Origin of the sequence: Sinimarinibacterium arenosum (assembly GCF_005047655.1) — a bacterium.
Classification (GTDB): Bacteria; Pseudomonadota; Gammaproteobacteria; order Nevskiales; family Nevskiaceae; genus Solimonas.
The window spans coordinates 85,395-105,000 of record NZ_SUKF01000007.1; the positions used below are offsets into that span (position 1 = coordinate 85,395).

The 19,606-nt window shown below is 63.3% G+C and carries 16 protein-coding genes; 10 read left to right on the forward strand and 6 right to left on the reverse strand.

The window, feature by feature from the left end:
- Positions 1-6: 6 nt before the first annotated feature.
- Positions 7-732 carry a cytochrome b/b6 domain-containing protein gene (locus tag E4T66_RS14680; RefSeq protein ID WP_136849813.1) on the reverse strand — a complete coding sequence of 242 codons (726 nt, stop codon included), beginning with the start codon at positions 730-732 and terminating at the stop codon, positions 7-9.
- A gap of 215 nt (positions 733-947) precedes the next feature.
- Between E4T66_RS14680 and E4T66_RS14685 the strand changes: the two genes are divergently transcribed.
- From E4T66_RS14685 to E4T66_RS14710, 6 genes are all read left to right on the forward strand, one after another.
- Positions 948-1,424, forward strand: a complete 477-nt coding sequence (locus E4T66_RS14685; protein WP_169577644.1) for a nuclear transport factor 2 family protein — start codon at positions 948-950, stop codon at positions 1,422-1,424.
- A 92-nt stretch (positions 1,425-1,516) separates the two neighbouring features.
- A complete protein-coding gene (locus tag E4T66_RS14690; RefSeq protein WP_136849815.1) occupies positions 1,517-1,987 on the forward strand; it encodes an RrF2 family transcriptional regulator in 471 nt (156 codons plus the stop codon).
- Between the two features lie 102 nt (positions 1,988-2,089).
- Positions 2,090-3,613, forward strand: a complete 1,524-nt coding sequence (nirK, locus tag E4T66_RS14695; protein WP_136849816.1) for a copper-containing nitrite reductase — start codon at positions 2,090-2,092, stop codon at positions 3,611-3,613.
- A gap of 4 nt (positions 3,614-3,617) precedes the next feature.
- Positions 3,618-4,403, forward strand: coding sequence for a formylglycine-generating enzyme family protein (locus E4T66_RS14700; RefSeq protein ID WP_136849817.1), 786 nt, complete (start codon positions 3,618-3,620; stop codon positions 4,401-4,403).
- A complete protein-coding gene (locus tag E4T66_RS14705) occupies positions 4,400-4,996 on the forward strand; it encodes an SCO family protein (protein WP_136849818.1) in 597 nt (198 codons plus the stop codon). Before E4T66_RS14700 ends, E4T66_RS14705 begins: the two co-directional genes overlap by 4 nt.
- A complete protein-coding gene (locus tag E4T66_RS14710) occupies positions 4,993-5,388 on the forward strand; it encodes a SirB2 family protein (RefSeq protein ID WP_211242943.1) in 396 nt (131 codons plus the stop codon). The genes E4T66_RS14705 and E4T66_RS14710 overlap by 4 nt, the downstream gene beginning before the upstream one ends.
- Positions 5,389-5,395: 7 nt before the next feature.
- Here E4T66_RS14710 and E4T66_RS14715 read toward each other — a convergent pair whose 3' ends face one another.
- A complete protein-coding gene (locus tag E4T66_RS14715; RefSeq protein ID WP_136849819.1) occupies positions 5,396-6,814 on the reverse strand; it encodes a DNA recombination protein RmuC in 1,419 nt (472 codons plus the stop codon).
- Positions 6,815-6,988: 174 nt separating this feature from the next.
- Between E4T66_RS14715 and E4T66_RS14720 the strand changes: the two genes are divergently transcribed.
- On the forward strand, positions 6,989-11,128 hold the full coding sequence (locus E4T66_RS14720; RefSeq protein ID WP_136849820.1) for a PAS domain S-box protein: 4,140 nt from the start codon (positions 6,989-6,991) through the stop codon (positions 11,126-11,128).
- A 79-nt stretch (positions 11,129-11,207) separates the two neighbouring features.
- Here E4T66_RS14720 and E4T66_RS14725 read toward each other — a convergent pair whose 3' ends face one another.
- Genes E4T66_RS14725 through E4T66_RS14740 form a run of 4 tightly spaced genes read right to left on the reverse strand, consistent with a single transcriptional unit; the run spans position 11,208 to position 16,233 of the window.
- Positions 11,208-12,074 (reverse strand): SDR family NAD(P)-dependent oxidoreductase, encoded by an 867-nt coding sequence (locus E4T66_RS14725; RefSeq protein WP_136849821.1) that lies wholly within the window; start codon positions 12,072-12,074, stop codon positions 11,208-11,210.
- 32 nt (positions 12,075-12,106) lie between these two features.
- Positions 12,107-13,663 carry a FadD3 family acyl-CoA ligase gene (locus tag E4T66_RS14730; RefSeq protein ID WP_136849822.1) on the reverse strand — a complete coding sequence of 519 codons (1,557 nt, stop codon included), beginning with the start codon at positions 13,661-13,663 and terminating at the stop codon, positions 12,107-12,109.
- Between the two features lie 39 nt (positions 13,664-13,702).
- Positions 13,703-14,473 (reverse strand): SDR family oxidoreductase, encoded by a 771-nt coding sequence (locus E4T66_RS14735; RefSeq protein WP_136849823.1) that lies wholly within the window; start codon positions 14,471-14,473, stop codon positions 13,703-13,705.
- A 50-nt stretch (positions 14,474-14,523) separates the two neighbouring features.
- The gene (locus E4T66_RS14740; protein WP_136849824.1) at positions 14,524-16,233 is read right to left on the reverse strand and encodes an FAD-binding protein; all 1,710 of its coding nucleotides are present in this window, start codon (positions 16,231-16,233) and stop codon (positions 14,524-14,526) included.
- 564 nt (positions 16,234-16,797) lie between these two features.
- On the opposite strand from E4T66_RS14740, the gene E4T66_RS14745 reads away from it, so the two are divergent.
- The 3 genes from E4T66_RS14745 (at position 16,798) to E4T66_RS14755 (ending at position 19,594) form a co-directional block, all read left to right on the forward strand.
- Positions 16,798-18,051, forward strand: coding sequence for a cytochrome P450 (locus E4T66_RS14745; protein ID WP_136849825.1), 1,254 nt, complete (start codon positions 16,798-16,800; stop codon positions 18,049-18,051).
- 130 nt (positions 18,052-18,181) lie between these two features.
- The gene (locus E4T66_RS14750; RefSeq protein ID WP_136849826.1) at positions 18,182-18,502 is read left to right on the forward strand and encodes a 2Fe-2S iron-sulfur cluster-binding protein; all 321 of its coding nucleotides are present in this window, start codon (positions 18,182-18,184) and stop codon (positions 18,500-18,502) included.
- Between the two features lie 201 nt (positions 18,503-18,703).
- Complete coding sequence (locus tag E4T66_RS14755; protein WP_136849827.1) at positions 18,704-19,594, forward strand: VOC family protein; 891 nt, start codon at positions 18,704-18,706, stop codon at positions 19,592-19,594.
- Positions 19,595-19,606: the final 12 nt, after the last annotated feature.

The following is a 19,606-nucleotide window of genomic DNA, read 5'->3' on the forward strand; positions in this document are numbered from 1 at the left end:
AACGGTCTATTCGTCGGCGGGCTTCTTGGACAGCAGTTTGCGGCCGGTGAACATCGCCGAAATGATGCTGCCGCCCTCGCGCAGCTCGGTCAGCACCACTGCGGCGATGTGCAGCACCGCGGCAACGGCAAGCACATAGAACGCGTACAGATGCGTCAGTGCGAACGGTTTGCGCACGGCACGCATGCTGTCGTATGCCGCTTTGTTGTACATGTCTGGCGAATAAGGCTGCAGAGTGGTCGGGTCGACGCCGGGTGCCGCAATCGAATGTGCGACCCAGTTGCCGAACGGCGGATAGAAAATATCCGTGCCGGCGAGCACCAGGCCGGTTACCGCCTGAATCATAATCAGCAGGAACAGGATCGAAACCCCGACGCGCCCCAGCGGGTTGTGTCCGAGATACTGGTCCGGATGACCGGCGATGAATGCGGCCGTGTAACTGCGCACGCTGTGCAGGAAGCCCGGGCCGCCCGGCAGCATCTGGCGCCAGCGTGCGTAGGGGTTGCCGAGAAAGGCCCAGAGGATGCGCCAGACAATGTTCAGCGCGAAACCATAGCCGAGCCAGACGTGCAGGGTCTTCAGGGCGACCTTGCCCGGCGTGCTGACCCCGAGTGCCCCGCCATTGAGAATGACCAGCCCCACGCCCATCAGGCCGATGACGCAGACCACATTGATCCAGTGGAACCAGCGCGTGGGACCATCCCACACGCGATAGGATTTTATGGTGTCCATGCGTGACTCCCCGAGATGAACGTCGTTGGCGAAAAAAGTGATGTAAAGGGCCAACGATCTGCGGGGCATCATTGACGATGGCGTCGCGGACCGCGATGACGTGCGTCAACCGGCAGGTACCGCCCGAACTACAGGGCCGCTGTTGGACGCTGTTGCTGCGCGTTGACGCCGGTCCCGGCACAATGGACCTTATTCGATTCTCTGCGGAGCGTGCCGTGTTCGAGAGTGAGGAGCAGCGCTTTGCCAAAGCGTTCGCCGAGGCCTGGGCGGCCCCGACCCCGGAGCGACTGACCGCACTGTTGCATCCCGCGGTCGTGCTGTATCAGCCGCATCGGCGACCGATCCGCAGCGCGACTGCGGCACTGACCGAATTTCGCCGGCTGCTGGCGTGGCTGCCGAAGCTGCACGGCGAAGTCGACGCAGCTTGCGGCGAAGACGGACGCCTGTTCATCGAATGGCGCATGAAGCTACCGCTCGGCAAAAGCGAAGTCGTGATCCATGCAGTCGACCGCTTCCGTCTGGAAGCCGGCCTGGGCATCGAGCGCGCGGTATATTTCGATCAGATGGTGCTGATCCGCGCGGTGCTGAAGCATCCGCGGTTGTGGTGGGGCTTTCTGAAGTACCGGTTTGGTCCAGAGCCGCCGGAGCCTAAATTGCCGCCGTCGCAGCGGCGTCAGCCGCCCGTGCTTTAGAGCTATGCCTATCGCGACAATCTGACGCAGGTCATGGTGTCGGCAGCGGCGGACCGGTACAACCCTCGGAAAACCACTCCCGATGAGTCTGCATGCACCTGACGTCCCACACCGACTATGCGCTGCGTCTGCTGATGCTGCTGGCGTTGGAGCCTGACCGGCTGCATACCATTGCGGAAATAGCACAGCGGCATCGGGTATCAAAAAATCACCTGATGAAGGTGGCATTGCGTCTGACTCAGGCTGGATTCGTCAGTAGCACACGTGGTCGTGGCGGCGGTTTGCGTTTGGCACGACTGGCGTCGGATGTTTCACTTGGCGCTGTCGTCCGCGCAACGGAGGATGCGTTTTGCATTGTCGAATGCTTTGATCCTGCGACCGACACCTGTGCGATTTCGAAGGCATGTCGTCTGCGAATGGTCTTGAACGAAGCGACTCAGGCGTTTCTGAACGTGCTTGACCGTTACTCACTGGCTGACATGGTCGCCTCGCCTCGCCTGGCTGCAAACATGAAAACGCTGCTGGCGCTTGAACGAACGGCTCGGGACGTTAGCTTTTCATGAGCTGATTGCAACGCTGACTCAGATCAATGCCCGTTAAGGCTTTAGCTGAAAAGATGCATTTAGAATGCATCTTTATGATGCAGCGCTGTCGGGAGGTTCATCATGTCGAAGTTGTATCGCCATTTGGCGTTGTCCTTGTTATGTGCCGCGCTGCTGGCTGGCTGCGGTGGAACTGAGACTGATACTGCGCAGGTCAAGATCGCGGCTGCTGGGCCTTCGGAGCAACACCCCGCTGCGATCGGTGGCGACTTCGGTCCACCACAGGGTGAGCCGGTCCATGCAGTGCTGACCAGTCCGCCGAACGTCCCGCCGCCGACCGGACGCGATCATCCGGCCAAGGTCATCGTCGAGCTGGAGGTCATCGAGCAGGAGATGGAAATCTCCGAAGGCGTCAAATACACCTTCTGGACTTTCGGCGGCACCGTCCCCGGCAGCTTCATTCGCGTACGCCAGGGCGATACGGTGGAGTTTCATCTGAAGAACAATCCGTCGTCGAAGATGCCGCACAACATCGATCTGCACGGCGTGACCGGACCGGGCGGCGGCGCGGCGTCGAGTTTCACCGCGCCCGGGCACGCGTCGCAGTTCACCTTCAAGGCGCTGAACCAGGGGTTGTACATCTACCACTGTGCGACGGCGCCGGTGGGCATGCACATCGCCAACGGCATGTACGGCCTGATCCTGGTCGAGCCGCCGGAGGGTATGCAGCCGGTCGACAAGGAGTACTACGTCGTCCAGGGCGATTTCTACACCGTCGGCAAATATCGCGAGAAAGGACTGCAGCCCTTCGACATGCAGAAGGCGATCGACGAAAACCCGACCTATGTGCTGTTCAACGGCTCCGAAGGCGCATTGGTCGGCAATCACGCGATCAAGGCCAACGTCGGCGAAACCGTGCGGCTGTACGTGGGTAACGGCGGACCGAATCTGGTGTCGAGCTTCCACGTCATCGGCGAGATATTCGACAGGGTGCGCTACGAAGGCGGAACCCACTATCAGGAAAACGTGCAGACCACGCTGATCCCGGCCGGAGGTGCCGCGATCACCGAGTTCCACGTCGATGTGCCCGGCAGCTACGTGCTGGTGGATCACTCCATCTTCCGTGCGTTCAACAAGGGAGCGCTGGCGATTCTCAAGGTCGACGGTCCCGAGGACAAGACGATCTACTCCGGCAAGGAAGTGGACTCGGTCTATCTGGGCGACAAGGCGGCCGATCTGGCCGCGGTGACGGTGGCGACCGAGGCCGCCGCCAGCGGTGAAATGACCCTCGAACAGCAGATCAAGGCTGGCGCCGCGCTGTACAACGGCACCTGCTCGGTCTGTCATCAGGACAACGGTGCGGGACTGCCTGATGTCTTTCCGCCGCTGGCCGGATCGGATTTCCTGATGGCGGATCCCAAGCGTGCCATCGGCATCGTGCTGAACGGCCTCAGTGGTCCGGTCACCGTCAACGGCGTCAGCTTCAATTCGGTGATGCCGCCGATGAGTCAGCTCAACGACGACGAAGTGGCCAATATTCTGACCTTCGTGATGAACAGCTGGGGCAACAAGGCTACAGCCGTCAGTGCTGCCGATGTCTCCGCAGTGCGCAGCAACACGCAACGCACCGAGGGTGCGGCGCACTGAAGCGATGCGGGTCAGGTCCATCGTGTTGGCCGCGGGGCTGCTGGCGCTGAGCGCCGGCAGCTCCGCGGCGACGGACGGATACGCCGCCATCGACGGCGGCACGTTCCGGTCCGTGCTGCCGGCTGGTCCGGGCATCGAGCAGGTGGATGTTGCCCCCTTCCGGCTGGCGAAGACCCCGGTAACCAATGCCCAGTTTCTGGCGTTCGTGCAGAAACATCCGCAGTGGCGGCGTGACCGCGTCGCTGGCCTGTTTGCCGATCAGAGTTACTTGCAGTCCTGGGCGAACCCGGTGGTGCCTGGAGCGGGCGCGCCTGCGGATGCGCCGGTAGTGCAGGTGAGCTGGTTCGCCGCCAGTGCCTACTGCGAATCAGTCGAGGCGCGCTTGCCGACCTGGTACGAATGGGAGTACGCCGCGGCGGCAGACGAAACGCGCACCGATGCCCGCAGCGATCCGGCCTTCCGCGCACGCATGCTGAGCTGGTATGCGCGGACCGCGGATACGCCCGCCGCAGTCGGCAAGGGTCCCGTCAATGCCTACGGCGTTTTCGACCTGCACGCGCTGGTCTGGGAGTGGGTGAGCGATTTCAACGCGCTGATGGTCAGCACCGACAGCCGCGATCAGGGTGAGGATCCGGATCTGCTGAAGTTCTGCGGCGCCGGGGCGATCACGATGCAGGACAAGGAGAACTACGCAGTGCTGATGCGCATCGCGATGCTCAGCAGTCTGCAGGGCGCGTATACGACGGCCAATCTCGGCTTTCGTTGCGCCCGTGACGGAGATGAACCATGAGGTCGATCAGACGACTGCTACGCGCCATGGCCGCAAGCTGCCTGGCGGTCACTTTCAGCGTGACCGCTCAGGATCTTCCGGATGATTCGGTCTACCAGCTGCAGGTACCGCTGCGGACCCAGGCTGATACCGCATCGACGCTCGATCGCTGGCGCGGACATCCGGTGCTGGTCAGCATGTTCTACGCCAGCTGCGGATACGTCTGCCCTCTGCTGATTCGCAGCACGCAGAAACTCGACCGGGATCTCGACGCGGCGGTGCGACGGAACCTGCGGGTCATCCTCGTCAGTTTCGATCCCGATCACGACACGCCGGAGGTGCTGGCGGCGCTATCCGCCAAGCACGGCATTGACGACACGCGCTGGATGCTGGCGCGCGCCGAAGCGGGCGATGTACGCAAGCTGGCTGCGGTGCTGGGTATCCAGTATCGCAAGCTGCCGGATGGGGGATTCAATCACGCCACGATCATCAGCCTGCTGGGGCCGGACGGTCGCGTACTGGCGACAACCAGCAATCCGTCTCATCCGGAAGCTGAGTTCGTCGCGGCGCTGCGGGCGACTGCTGTCGCCAGCAAGACCCCTGCCGCCCCGTGATCGCGTACTACCCCTACATCAAGCTGTTTCATGTCGGCTGCGTGATCCTCAGCGTGTCGCTGTTCACGTTCCGGGGCGCGCTGATGCTGGCGGATGTGCGCTGGCGACAGCACATCGTGCTGCGCACCGCACCGCATCTGGTCGATACGCTGTTGCTCAGCAGTGCACTGCTGCTGTCGGTCCTGCTGCAGCAGTATCCGTTCGTAAAGGGCTGGCTGACGGCCAAGGTGATCGCCCTGGTGATCTACATCGTGCTGGGCAGCATCGCACTCAAGCGCGGCCGCACGCACGCGATTCGCGCGGTGGCCTTCGCAGCGGCGCTGCTGACGGTGGCGTACATCGTCAGTGTGGCCAGACTGAAGTCGCCGCTGGGCGTGTTCGCGCTGATGTAGCCGGAGGTTACGACGCGTCGTCGATACCGTCCTCACCGGACCCGAGGAGCTTTTCAGCTTCGTTTCCGGGCAATTCCTGCACCGTCTTCAGCCGCCGCGAGATCGCTCGTGTGCGCACACCGGTGGCGTCGAGCTGGTTGGTCGCCTCGTCGAGTTTCTTGCGCACCTTGTCGAGCACGTCGCCGAACTTGCCGAACTCGGTCTTGACCGCGCCGAGCACCTGCCAGACTTCGCTCGAGCGTTTTTCGATCGTCAGTGTGCGGAAGCCCATCTGCAGGCTGTTCAGGAATGCCAGCAGATTGGTCGGGCCGGTCACGGTGACGCGGTGTTTGCGTTGCAGATCCTCGAACAGGCCGGGGCGGCGCAGGATCTCGGCGTACAGCCCTTCAGTCGGGACAAACAGGATGCCGAAGTCGGTCGTATGCGGCGGCGACAGGTATTTTTCGGCAATGGTCTGTGCCTCGGCACGGATGCGTTTCTCCAGCGCCAGTGCGGCGGCTTCGGCGCCGACGGGATCGGCGCGTTCCTGGGCTTCGATCAGGCGTTCGTAGTCCTCGCGCGGGAATTTGGCGTCGATCGGCAGCCATACCGGTTCACCATCGTCGCTGCGTCCTGGGAGTTTGATCGCGAATTCGACACGGGCGTCGCTGCCCGGCTTGGTCGCGACATTGGCGGCGTACTGCTCGATCGTCAGGACCTGCTCCAGCAGCGCCGCCAGCTGTACTTCACCAAAGATGCCGCGTGACTTGACGTTGGTCAGCACGCGCTTGAGATCGCCGACTCCAGACGCAAGGCTCTGCATCTCGCCCAGACCCTTGTGCACCTGCTCCAGGCGGTCGCTGACCAGCTTGAACGACTCGCCCAGACGTTTCTCCAGCGTGTCGTGCAGCTTCTCGTCGACGGTCTTGCGCATCTGCTCCAGTTTTTCGGTGTTTTCCTGGCGCAGCGTCTTGAGGCCTTCCTCGACGCTGCTGCGCAGCGCGGTCGCCTGCTGCGTCTGGCCTTCGGCAAAGCGTGCCAGCGCATCGTGTTGTTCCTTGCGTCCAGCGCGGGCGTCTTCGATGAACTGACGCTGCCCTTCGGCGAGCTGCTGGGTTTGTGCGCGCAGCTCGACTGCGAACGCGTCGAGCCGCTCTCCCAGGGTTTTGCGCATCACGTCCTGCTGTCCGAGCATCTGCTGCGCCACGTTTTTCAGCTGTTCGGCCAGCTCTGCGCGCTGGGCGCGAGCGGATTCTGCGGACTCCCGGCGGCCGGCAGCGCCCTCCTCGCGGAGCAGCGTTTCAAGCCGGGTCTGGCGTTCCAGCAGGGCATCGGTTGCGGAGGTGTCGCTGCCGCGATGCCGCTGTGTCAGCCACGCACCCAGCCAGGCGCCAGCAAATGCGACGACAAAAATGATCAGGGTGGACAGGGCGAACGGGAGGGTCATTGATCATGCGGTCTCAGGCAGTGCCCGCTAGGGTATCGGAAGCGACTGCAAAGATGCAGATGCAGGGCTGGCGCCGCAGGGGCGGCGCGCGCTGCCGCATGTCGTCCACTCTGGTCACCGCCCGTTACGGAGGCGTAGGCTGGCGCAAACGGAGCAAGGCGGATCCGCTTGCCGATGGCGCAAGAACTGCTGAAAGACCTGATCCAAAATGCGGCGCCGCTGCTTGCGCTGGTGATCTTCTACGGCTCGGTGATCGTCCGGCTGCGTGACGCGCGCCAGCGAACAGGCGTTGCCGGCCTTGCGTTCGGGCTGACAGCTATAGCCGCCATATGGTTTCCGTTTCAGTTTGTGCCGGGCCTGATCTACGACGGGCGCTCGGTCGTGCTGAGTCTGGCAGGCTTCTTCGGAGGGCCATTGGTTGCGCTGATCGCCGCCGCGATGGCGGCCGCCTACCGCGTCTGGATTGGTGGGGTCGGCGCGACAATCGGCGTGGCGGTGATCTGCACCTCCGCAGTGTGCGGCGTCGCGCTGAGACATGTCGTGCGCCGACGTGGCGTGACGCCTGGTGACGCGATCTTTCTGCTGCTGGGGGTGTGCACCCACGTCTTTTCGTTTCTGTGGATGCTGATGCTCCCGCAGACGCTGCGTTGGGCGGTGATTGAACAGGTTGCAGCGCCGTATCTCGGCGTACTAACGGTTTCGACCTGGGCGTTCGCGCACTTGCTGTTCCGTGCCGATCAGCAGGAAGACACCCGCCACGCGTTGATCGACAGCGAGCGGTTACTCAGCGATGCTCAGCGGGCGGGACGCGTCGGCAGTTACCAACTGAACATAGTTGCGCAGCGCTGGCAGGCGTCGGCAGAGCTGGACCGCATTTTCGGAATCGGCCCGGAGTTTCCGCGCACATTCGATAGCTGGCAGAGCCTGATCGTGCCGGAGCAGCGTGCCGCAATGGCACGCTACGCCCGCAAAGTGCTGGAAACCGGCGAGGCCTTCGACCGCGAATATCAGATCCAGTGTCCGGACGGCACGCTGCGCTGGGTTCATGGCATGGGGACGGTTGAGTTCGCGAGCGACGGCACGCCGCTGCGGATGTTTGGAGTGATCCAGGACATCACTGATCGCAAGCGAGCCGAATCGGCGGTGCAGCTCAGCGAACTCAAGTTGCGCGCGGTATTGGATTCGATCCCCGATTTGGTGTGGTTGAAAGACATCAACGGGGTCTATCTCACCTGCAATTCGCAATTTAGCCGGTTTTTCGGTGCGCCCGAAAAGGACATCGTCGGCAAGACCGACTTCGATTTTGTCGACGCCGAACTGGCGCGGTTTTTTGTCAGGAAGGACCGCGAGGCGATGCAGGCCGGTGGGCCGAGCGTCAATGAGGAGTGGTTGACCTTCGCGGATGACGGGCATCGCGCGTTGATGGAAACGATCAAGACTCCGTTGCGCGATGCCGATGGGCGCGTGCTCGGCGTGCTCGGCGTGGCGCGTGACATCACTGCGCGCAAACACATCGAGGAAAGACTGCGTCGTAGTGAGGCGATGCACGCTGAAGCGCAGCGGGTGGCCCAGATCGGGCACTGGGCGCTGGATCACGCCAGCGGTGAATTGCACTGGTCCGACGAGGTCTACCGGCTCTTCGGCCGTGATCCGCAGACGTTCCAGCCGACTTACGAGGCTTTTCTGGCGGCGATTCATCCGGACGATCGTGATCAGATCGATCAGGTCTTCGGTCACGCGGTCCACACGCGCTCGGACTACCGCGTCACGCATCGTCTGCTGGGCTCGGACGGAGCGATACGATTTGTCGAGGAACGCGGCAGCACAGAATACGCAGAAGACGGCGCGCCGCTGCAGTCGATCGGCACCGTTCAGGACATTACCGAACGCATCCGGATCGAGCACGAACTGGCATTGGAGATCGAGAGCACGCGGCTGATGCTCGATACGATGACCGATGGCTATATCCGGGCCGACCATCAGGGCAAGATCCTCGACGCCAACGAGACCTATTGCCGGCTCCTGGGCTACAAGAAGTCGGAACTGCTGGGCAAGAACATTGCGGACCTGAAAGCCCCTGGAACCGAAGCCGAGGTTGCGCAGCGCGTGGCGCTGGCGGTCCGGGAGCGTCACGCGCAGTTTGACTCGCAGCATCGTGCCAAGGACGGACGTCTGATCGACTTTGAAGTACGCGCTTCGGTGATCCCCGGCGATGATCCGCCGCAGCTGGCGGCGTTCTTTCACGACGTGACGCAGGCGCGCCGTGTTGAAGCCCACTACCGCGAGCTGGTCAACCGTATTCCGGCCGGCGTGTTCCGATACCGGTCGATCAAGGCGGGAGGCGGCGGCTTCGAATTCGTCAGCGAGCGATTCTGCCACCTGCTGTTGGTCGACGAGGCAGCCGCGCGGTGCGATCCCGCGGCTGTGTTTTCACGGATTCATGCGGTTGATGTGCCGTTGGTCGATACCTTGCGCAAGGAGGCGCGACGCTCGCACCGGGCGATCAACTGGGATGGGCGCGTTGAGCATCCCGATGGAATACGTTGGCTGCGCGTCGAAGCTGGTGCAACCGAAGAAGCCAACGGCGACCTGGTCTGGCACGGCATCGTCACCGACATCACTGAGCGTGAAACTGCCAATGAGCAGCTGCGTCTGAACTCGGCGGTGATTTCCAGCACCGCCGAGTCGATCATGATCACTGACCTGGATGCGAACATCGTGTCGGTCAACCGCGCGTTCACCGAGATCACCGGATACGCGGCGGAGGAAGTCATCGGGCGCAACGCCAACTGCGTGAAGTCCGGGCGGCATGACGAGTCTTTCTTCCAGGCCATGTGGCGCGATCTTCTGGCCTCCGGGCACTGGCAGGGACAGGTGTGGAACCGGCGCAAGTCCGGCGAGATCTACCCCGGCTGGCTCAATATCAGCGTGGTGCGTGATTCGGCCGGACGGCCGACCCACTACGTGGGCGTTGCCAGCGACATCAGCCAGCTCAAGCGCAGTGAGGAGCAGCTTGAGCACCTCGCACATCATGATCCCCTGACCGGGCTGCCCAACCGATTGCTGATTGGGTCGAGGCTGGCGCATGCGCTGGAGCAGGCCCGGCGCAACGGGTCCAGCGTGGCGGTTCTTTTTCTCGATCTCGATCGTTTCAAGACCGTCAACGATAGTCTTGGGCATCCGATCGGCGATCAACTGCTGGTGGCCGTTGCGGAGCGCATGCACAAGGCGCTGCGCGAGGAAGACACGTTGGGCCGTATCGGCGGCGACGAGTTTCTGATCCTGCTGGAGAACACGAGTACTTCCATGGCTGCGGCCAAGGTCGCCGAGAGCGTACTGTCGGCGGTGGCGAAGCCGTATCGCCTGAACAGCGGACACGAGCTGTATATCCAGGCCAGTGTCGGGATCAGCCTATTTCCTGACGACGGAGATGATGGTGAGGTCCTGATCCGCAACGCAGACGCTGCGATGTTTCGTGCCAAGGAACAGGGGCGCAACACTTTCCGCTTCTACACCGAGTCGCTGACCAAGACCGCCAGCGAACGGCTGGAGATCGAGACGCAGCTGCGCCGCGGTCTCGCGGCGGGCGAGTTCCACGTTCACTATCAACCCATACACCGTGTCTCCGATCGTGCATTGGTGGGCGCTGAGGCCCTGGTGCGCTGGCAGCGCCCCGGCATGCCGGAAATCAGCCCGGATATCTTCATTCCGATCGCCGAGGATTGCGGTGTCATCGCCGAGTTGGGCACTCAGGTCCTGAGAACGGCCTGTGCGGATATCCACGCCTGGCTCGAAGCGGGTCTGAGTATCGAGACGGTTGCGGTGAATCTGTCGCCGCAGCAGTTCAGAGGCGACGATCTGGAACAGCTGGTTGCGGATCTGCTTCGCAAGCATGCTTTGCCGGCCGGAGTGCTTGAGCTGGAAATCACCGAACGTGGGTTGATGGATCTGGGCGAGACCACCCTGGCGAAACTGAACGCGCTGAAGGCGCTGGGGGTTCGCGTTGCGATCGATGATTTCGGCACAGGCTATTCGTCGCTGAGCTATCTGAAGATGATGCCGGTGGACAAGCTGAAGATCGATCGCAGCTTCATTTCGGATTTGCCCCAGGATGCCAACGAAGCCGCGATTGCGCGCACCATCATTGCGGTTGCGCGGGCCTTGGATATGAGCGTGTTGGCGGAGGGTGTCGAGCGCGAGGCTCAGCTCGACTTTCTGATTGCCGAGGGCTGCGACCAGTGTCAGGGGTTTCTGTTCGGCAAGGCAATGCCCGCTGCCGAATTTGCGTTGCGATTGCAGGCCTTGCGCAGCTGAGTCCAGCCATAGGGCGCGCCGCCGCGTGGTGCCCGGGTGAACGCTGCATCGAAGCAACGCCCCCGGGCTCCCGATCGAATTACTCGACGATCGCTGGATGCGCCTGCGTCGGCCCGCCCAGCATCGGGCGATGCGACGGCGGCTGCTTGCCGTCGAGATCGGGCATGCCGTATTCCTCGGCCAGCTCCGCGCCGATCAGCACCTGACCGGACTTCTCCTGGCGCTTGGGATCGTTGTACAGCGCTGCGATCAGCTTGCCGGTGAATTCAGGCGTTTCGGCAATGTCCCAGAACCCGGCGTATTTCTCCGGTTCGGAATCCATCACGCGGCGCGTGCGGTCGGTGCGCAGCATGCCCATCCAGATTGACACGCTGGCGACGTTGTACGGCTTGAAGTCGACCGCCATGTCCTTGGCAAACTTGTCGACGCCGACCTTCTGCGCGCCGTAGGCTGGGCCGTGCATGTAGCAGCTGGCGCCGAAGCTGGAGGTGAAGGCGATCAGGCCGTCCTTCTGCTCTGCCATCAACGGCGCGGCGTACCAGCTGGCGATGTAACCGGAGCGCAGGCCGACGTCGAGGATGTCGACCAGATCGAGAGACTTCTTCCAGAACGGCCCTTTCTCGATCAATTGATCGTGAATCACCGTGGCGTTATTGACCAGGATATCGAGGTGGCCCTGCTCATCCTTGACCCGTTCGAACAGCGCTTTGACATCGGCATCGTTGGCATGGTCGCAGGCCACGGCAATGCCCTTGCCACCGGCGGCAGTCACCGCTTCGGCGGTGGCCGTGATCGTGCCCGGCAGCGGCGCGGCGCCTTCGGTCAGCGTACGACCGGTGACATACACGGTGGCGCCTTCCATGCCCAGTGCGATGGCAATGCCCTTGCCGGCGCCGCGGGATGCGCCGGTGACGACGGCGACCTTGCCCTTGAGTGATCCGCTCATGTCTGACTCTCCTCGTTATTGGGTCGCGGCGCTCAAGCCGAGCGCTTGCGCAGCTCGAACTTGAGCACTTTGCCGGATGCGTTACTCGGCAGCGCATCAAGCACTTCGACGCTGCGCGGTACCTTGTAGTTGGCCATCTTGTCGCGGCACCAGGCGATGAATGCGCCGCTGTCCAGCGTCTGTCCGGGACGCAGCACGACGTAGGCTTTGCCGACTTCGCCCAGGCGCTCATCCGGCACACCGACGACGGCGACCTGCGCAATCGCGGGATGTGCGGCGATCATGCGTTCTATCTCGGCGGGATAGCAGTTGAAGCCGCCGGTGATGTACATGTCCTTCAGGCGGTCGGTGATGCGCAGGTAGCCGCGTTCGTCGAGCACGCCGACATCGCCGGTGTGCAACCAGCCGTCGGCGTCGATCGCCTTGGCGGTTTCCTCGGCGTCATCCAGATAACCCTGCATCACGTTGTAGCCGCGCACGACGACTTCGCCCGGCGTGTTTGGGGGCAGTGCGACGCCGTCCTCGCCAATGCACTGGACTTCAATGCCGGGAATCGGCCGGCCACAGGTGCTGACGATGGTCTCGGCGCTGTCGTCGGGATCGCACAGCGACACGATGCCGCAGGTCTCGGTCAGGCCGTAGCCGGTCAGCACGATCTTGAAGCCCAGTTCGCTGCGGATACGCTCGACCAGGGCCGGCGCAACCGCCGCGGCTCCGGTGATCGTGGCGCGCAGCGACGACAGATCGCAGTCGGCGCGCTTGGGATCGTTCAGCAGGCTGATGAACAGCGTCGGCGGTCCCGGCAGCACCGAGACCTTTTCCGCGTCGATGCGCCGCATCACCGCAGCAGCGTCGAACACGGCATGCGGCATCACCGCACAGCCGGCGATCAGGCCGGCGAGCCAGCCGACCTTGTAGCCGAAGGCGTGAAAGAACGGATTGACCAGCAGGTAGCGGTCCTCGGGCGACAGGGACATCCGATCGGACCATTCGCGGATCACGCGCAGATTCTGCGCGTGCACGGTGATGACGCCCTTGGGTTGGCCGGTGGTGCCGGAGGTGAACATCACGTCCATGCGATCACTCGGCTCGACCGAGGCCGCACGTGCGCGTGCGGTGTCAGGCTCGACGCGCTCGGCGTGCTGCAGGAACCCGCTCCAGTCGCATTCGCCGGGCGCGGTTGCGCCGAGCACGACGAGGGTTTCCAGGGTCTGCGGTTGGTGCGGCGCCAGCAGCGCCGGGTAGTGCTGACCCAGAAAATTGCCGATACAGAACAATACGCGCGCGCGGCTGCGCTCCAGCACGTAGGCGGCTTCTTCGCCCCGCATGCGCGTGTTGATCGGCACCAGTGCCGCGCCGGCGCTATGCACGGCCAGCGCGGCGATCACCCACTCGACCGTATTCGGCGCCCAGATCGCTACGCAGTCGCCGCGCTGCACGCCGAGCGCAATCAGCGCCCGGGTGGCCTGCAAGCGCACGGCATCCAGCTGCGTGTAGCTGAGGGTGCTGCCGTCCTCGCCAATCAGCGCGGGACGGTCGGCGTAGCGCGCGACCGATGCCGCAAATGCGCCAGGAACGGTATCAATCATCGAAGCACTCAAGGGATCGATCGAGGGAATCGCCGGGGCTCAGTCGGCCCACATCAGATAGCCGTTGTCGATGCGCATTTCGGCGCCGTTGATGAAGCGCGATTCGTCGGAGGCCAGGAACAGCACCAGATTGGCGATGTCCTGCGGCTGCGCAAAGCGCGCCTGCAGCTGCTTGGGATCTTTTTCGCGCACATAGGAGCTGGTGGAACCCTTCTCCTTGTGCAGGTTGAACACCATCGGTGTGGCGATGCCGTCCGGATGGATCGAATTGCAGCGGACCTTGTACAGCTGTGCGCGGCAATGCGCGGCGACGGTGCGGGTCAGACCGGCGACCGCGGCCTTGGACGCGCTGTAGGCGCAGAACGAGGAGACGCCACCGATGCCGGCCATCGACGACATGTTCACGATCGAGCCACTCGGGCGCTGCTTCATGGCCTCCAGGCCGTACTTGCAACCAAGGAAATAGCCGTCCGAGTTGATGCGCTGGACTTTCTGCCACAGTTCCAGCGAGGTTTCCTCAATCGTGGCCTGGGCCAGGATCGCGGCGTTGTTGACCAGGATGTCGACGCCGCCAAAGGTGTCCTGCGTTGCCTTGATGACATTGATCCAGCCTTCTTCGGAGGCGATGTCGTGCTTGACGAACAAGGCCTGGTCGGCGCCGATCTCCTTGGCGACGGCGCGTCCGGCGTCCTCGCTGATATCGGTCAGTACCACTCTGGCGCCTTCGCGCGCCAGCAGCAGTGCATCTTCCTTGCCCACACCGCTGGCCGCGCCGGTGATGATCGCGACCTTGTCCTGAACTCGTCCCATCGTTGACTCCTCGAATAAATCTTTTGTGAGGCCGCGTCCGGCGTGATCGCTCAGGCGGCTTGTTGCTTGTCTTGTTGCGATGCCAGATGGCGGCCAATGCGGCGGCCCGACCACAGACAGTCCGCGATCGACAGGCCGCTGACGTAGCCATTGGACGCCACACCGACGGCGGCGCGGCCGGCGGCAAACAGGCCGGCAATCGGGTTGCCTTCAGTGTCCAGCACGGCGCCGCTGGTTTCCTCGACGCGCAGGCCGCCGAGCGTGATCGTCGGGCACGGGAAGGTCTTGCTGTCGGCAGAGATGTCCATCGCGTAGTACGGCGGTGTTTCGAGCGGCGCACGGAACGCCGTGTCCTTGCCCAGCGCGTCGACCGCACCGGCGCGGGTGTCGGCGCTGTACTGGTCGATCGTCGAGCGCAGCGCCTGTCGCGGCAGACCGAGTTTGTCCGCCAGCAGTTCCGGCGTCTTCGCGCGCGGCGCGAACAGCATCAGGATCAGGGCCGGAATGCCCTGGAATGCCCACAGGCCGCCGAACAGCGCTTCGCGAATCGCGCGGCGGCGCAGTGCACGGTCAATGACCAGATACGCCTTGCCGCCATTGTTCTCGCACATCTCGACGCCGAGCCGCGCGCCGTAAACCTGTTCGTTACAGAAGCGTTCGCCGCGACGATTGACCACCACGCCCAGCGGCCACGCCGTCGGCGGATTGATGAAACGCCATGCCGAGCCTTTCTCCATCCGCGTCGGCGCGCCGCCGGCGGATTCACCCAGGCGGATGCCACTGCCGTCGCAGCCGGTGGCGCCGAGGCGCATCGCTGGCAGGTACTTCGGCGCGTACTGCGCCACCATCGAGCGATTGAACACGAAGCCGCCGGTGCACAGCGCGACGCCGCGGGTCGCCCGCACGTGCAGGCGCTTGGCGTGCTGCTGCTCGATCTGCAGCGCGCGTGCGCGCAGACGGTCAGCCCAGGCGCCGGCAAAGTTGTGCACCTTCTCGGCACGACGCATCAGCTTCTGATGCAGCTGCTGCTCTGCCGAGCCGGGCGTCAGTTGCGCGACCTCGGCGCCCAGCACCGCGCCGCTGCGCTCATCGATGATCAGCCGGCGCACACTGGTCTGCTGTAGCACCGGAAATTTCAGACGATCCGCATAGCTGCGCAGGGCCTGATACAGCACGCGGCCGGCGTCGATTCCCGCGGCAACCACACGGTGTCCGCGCGGTGCCGGCCGGGCTTTCTCGGCGAATGCCGGCACGCTTTCGTTGCCGGAGTAATACAGATAGACACCGTCTTTCGGGTACGAGGTCTTCGGCGGATGCGCGTAGGACTGGAATCTCGCGCCACGGGCTTCAAGCCATTCCAGAAGCTCCAGGCTGCCGTCGCAGAAACGGCGCAGCTCCGCGTCACTGACGGCGTCCCCGGTTTCCTGCTGCAGGTACCGGAACATTTCATCCGGGGTGTCTTCGTAACCGGCGTCGCGCTGATAGCGCGTGCCGCCGCCGAGATAGACGACCCCGCCGCTCTTGATCGTTGCGCCGCCGCCTTCGAAGCGTTCGGCCACCAGCACGTCAGTGCCGGATTCATGGGCGCTGATCGCGGTGGCAACACCGGCCGCGCCATACCCCACGACCAGCAGTTCGCACTGGCGATGCCATTGAATGGCGCCGGCTCCGGCGACGCGCAGTGGCGCATCGACCGGCAGCGTGCCGTCGGCGGCGCCGGAACTGGGGCGTTGGGATTGATCAGAAGTCGGGTGTGTCATCGGCGGGAACGGGCGCGAAAGCCGCGCGCAAAGTGCGTCGCTGCATTATTGACATCCCCCCCCTCAATTCATCATCCGTTGGGGTGAGGGGGTCATGTTTCGCGAGCACTGCTCGCGATGACCCCCGAACGCCCGACCGTGAGGGAGGGCTGAGTCGAATCGCTCGATGAAAGTGGGGTCCGGAGCCCTTGCGCGCAGTAATTCCGGTTTTCTTGCCGTAAATCCCGAACGTTAATAAGGTGACGACAATGCCGGAAGGCGTCCGCGCGAGTCGGCGACCGCATCTGATACGCCGGGCTCCACGTGACCTTTTTCAGAAAGGGCTCGGAACGTGCTGGCGGAGCTCCGCAATGCGCGCATCAAGCCGCAAAACCCACCTAAAGATAGGCGTAGGGGATGGGTTCGCCGACGTATAAATTCATAAGTGCGTAGTTGTACTACGCACTAATACAGGCTGGCAGGGCATTTCCATGTTGGCCATTGCGGTTTCATTTGCGGCTTCAGTCGGTTCCGGTGCGCACCCGGTACGCGACCCCGGTGCCGCGCGAGACAGGAGAATCAAGCATGAGTCTGACCCAAGAGGCCGCTGCCCGCGCCGCCGCTTCGATCCCGCTGGACGAGATTGATGTTGCCGATCCCGCGTTGTTCCAGAACAACACGATGATGGCGTACTTCGCGCGTCTGCGTAAGGAAGATCCGGTGCATTACTGCGCGAAGAGCCTGCACGGTCCGTATTGGTCGGTGACACGCTTTGCCGACATCATGAGCGTCGACACCAATCATCAGGTGTTCTCGTCGGAGTCGCGCTTCGGCGGCATCACGATCATGGACAACAACGCGGCAGCGACCCTGCCGATGTTCATTGCCATGGACCCGCCCAAGCATGACGAGCAGCGCAAGACGGTCAGCCCGATCGTCGCGCCGGAGAATCTGGCCAAGCTCGAAGGTCTGATCCGTGAACGCACACAGGCTGCGCTGGATTCCCTGCCGGTCAACGAACCGTTCAACTGGGTCGAGAAGGTTTCGATCAATCTGACCACGCAGATGCTGGCGACCCTGTTTGGCTTCCCGTGGGAAGACCGTGCCAAGCTCACGCGCTGGTCCGACGTCGCCACGGCGGAAATCGGCACCTTCGGTATCGATTCCGAAGAAGCGCGCATGAAGGAAATTCACGAATGCGCGGCGTACATGATGAAGCTGTGGAACGAGCGCGTGAATTCCGAGCCCGGTCCCGACCTGCTGTCGATGCTGGCGCACTCCGACAACACCCGCAACATGAGCCCCGAGGAGTTCCTCGGCAACATGCTGCTGCTGATCGTCGGCGGCAACGACACGACCCGCAATTCCATGAGCGGCGGCCTGCTGGCGCTGAACGAGAACCCCGACGAATATCGCAAGCTGTGCGCGAACCCGTCGCTGATCGGTTCGATGGTGTCGGAGATCATCCGCTGGCAGACCCCGCTGGCGCACATGCGGCGCACCGCGCTGCAGGACACCGAGCTGGGCGGCAAGAAGATCAAGAAGGGCGAAAAGGTGGTGATGTGGTACGTCTCCGGCAATCGCGACAGCGATGCCATCGAGAACGCCGACAGTTTCATCATTGATCGTGCGCGCCCGCGCCATCACCTGTCGTTCGGCTTCGGCATCCACCGCTGTGTTGGTAATCGCCTGGCGGAACTGCAGCTCCGGATCCTGTGGGAAGAAGTGCTCAAGCGCTGGCCCAATCCGATGCAGATCGAAGTCATCGGTGAACCGAAGCGGGTGTTCTCAAGCTTCGTCAAGGGCTTCGAGGCGATTCCAGTGCGGATCAACGCCTGAAGCGCGGCACGAACTGATTCCGCAGCGCGCCGGACAACCGGTGTGCTGCGGATACCCCGATGAATTGTTAGCGAATTGTTGGCGCCACGGCTGCGCGAGGCTGCGCAGAACGGCGTCACAGGAGGATCCCGTGGCAAAAATCACGTTTATTGACTTCAGCGGCAACGAAAAAACCATCGAGGCCGAAAACGGTACCTCGCTGATGCAGGCGGCAGTCGACAACATCATTCCCGGCATCGATGGGGACTGCGGCGGCGCCTGCGCCTGCGCCACCTGCCATGTGCATGTCGAGGCCTCATGGTTGAACCGGCTTCCGCCCAAGAGCGACACCGAACGCTCGATGCTCGATCTGGCAGAAGGCTCGGACGAAAATTCGCGCCTTGCCTGTCAGATCACGGTCTCGGACGAACTCGACGGCCTGGTTCTGCATACCCCCGAAGCGCAGCACTGAAGTCACCGCTGTATCCCGGCGCGCCGGAAGGGTCGGGTCACTGCGAGGCAGCGACCCGAGCCCCTTCCGGTGCGCCGTTGTCGTATTGGCGCGGCCCGCGTCACGAGAACGACTCATCAAAACGGATGAAGATGCTGAGCGGTCCGCTTCTGATAATGCAGGTCTGCAGAATCTGCACCCATTTCAGAACGGATCCCCAGCATGGCTACTATCAAGGCGCTGTCCTATGTCGTCGCGCAGTGCACCGACGTCTCCAAGTGGAAAGCCTTCGCCGAACAGGTGATGGGCGCGATGACGTCGCCTGCGCCGGGTGGCGGCCTGTTCGTCAAGCTCGACGAGCGCGACTTCCGCATCCTGGTGCTGCCTGGCGCGGAGGATCGCTATGTCGCCTCGGGCTGGGAAGCGGTCGACGCGGCCGCTTATGAGTCCGCGGTTGCCGCAGTCAAAGCCTCTGGCGTCGAAGTCACCCCCGCGGCGGCCGACGCCGTGGCGCTGCGCCGGGTCGCAGCGATGGTCACGTTCGTCGATCCCTCCGGCAACCTGCATGAGCTGAGCCACGGCTACACCGGCGGCAGCGTGCCGTTCGCATCGGAACTGGTGACCTCCGGCTTCAAGACCGGCCCTTATGGCGTGGGCCATACGGTGCTGCCGTCGCTGCAGTTCGATGCCAGCCTCAAGTTCTTCCGCGAAGTGCTCGGCTTCGGCCTGTCGGACGTCTTCAATTTCCAGCCCGGCCCGGACGCGCCGGTGATTCGGCTGTACTTCCTGCATGCCGCCAGCGGCCGCCATCACAGCATCGCGCTGGCGGAGATGCCGGCGCCGGCCGGATGCGTGCACATGATGGTCGAGGTCAACTCGATGACCGATGTTGGTCGTGCCCACGACCGTCGCGTCCAGCACGGCGTCAAGCTGATGGCGACGCTGGGCGAACACGAGAACGATCGCATGACCTCGTTCTACATGCTGACGCCGTCGAATTTCGCGATGGAGTACGGCTGGGGTGGACTGATCGTCGATCCGGCGACGTTCCAGACCACCGAAACCAAGCAAGTCAGCATCTGGGGCCACGACTTCTCGGTCGGCTTCCAATAAATCCAACAGGGA

What these genes read in the sequence shown, in the direction of transcription:
- E4T66_RS14680 (WP_136849813.1), bottom strand. Translation starts at nt 732, where the DNA reads ATGGACACCATAAAATCCTATCGCGTGTGGGATGGTCCCACGCGCTGG.
- E4T66_RS14690 (WP_136849815.1), top strand. Translation starts at nt 1,517, where the DNA reads ATGCACCTGACGTCCCACACCGACTATGCGCTGCGTCTGCTGATGCTG.
- nirK (WP_136849816.1), top strand. Translation starts at nt 2,090, where the DNA reads ATGTCGAAGTTGTATCGCCATTTGGCGTTGTCCTTGTTATGTGCCGCG.
- E4T66_RS14700 (WP_136849817.1), top strand. Translation starts at nt 3,618, where the DNA reads ATGCGGGTCAGGTCCATCGTGTTGGCCGCGGGGCTGCTGGCGCTGAGC.
- E4T66_RS14705 (WP_136849818.1), top strand. Translation starts at nt 4,400, where the DNA reads ATGAGGTCGATCAGACGACTGCTACGCGCCATGGCCGCAAGCTGCCTG.
- E4T66_RS14715 (WP_136849819.1), bottom strand. Translation starts at nt 6,814, where the DNA reads ATGACCCTCCCGTTCGCCCTGTCCACCCTGATCATTTTTGTCGTCGCA.
- E4T66_RS14720 (WP_136849820.1), top strand. Translation starts at nt 6,989, where the DNA reads ATGGCGCAAGAACTGCTGAAAGACCTGATCCAAAATGCGGCGCCGCTG.
- E4T66_RS14725 (WP_136849821.1), bottom strand. Translation starts at nt 12,074, where the DNA reads ATGAGCGGATCACTCAAGGGCAAGGTCGCCGTCGTCACCGGCGCATCC.
- E4T66_RS14730 (WP_136849822.1), bottom strand. Translation starts at nt 13,663, where the DNA reads ATGATTGATACCGTTCCTGGCGCATTTGCGGCATCGGTCGCGCGCTAC.
- E4T66_RS14735 (WP_136849823.1), bottom strand. Translation starts at nt 14,473, where the DNA reads ATGGGACGAGTTCAGGACAAGGTCGCGATCATCACCGGCGCGGCCAGC.
- E4T66_RS14740 (WP_136849824.1), bottom strand. Translation starts at nt 16,233, where the DNA reads ATGACACACCCGACTTCTGATCAATCCCAACGCCCCAGTTCCGGCGCC.
- E4T66_RS14745 (WP_136849825.1), top strand. Translation starts at nt 16,798, where the DNA reads ATGAGTCTGACCCAAGAGGCCGCTGCCCGCGCCGCCGCTTCGATCCCG.
- E4T66_RS14755 (WP_136849827.1), top strand. Translation starts at nt 18,704, where the DNA reads ATGGCTACTATCAAGGCGCTGTCCTATGTCGTCGCGCAGTGCACCGAC.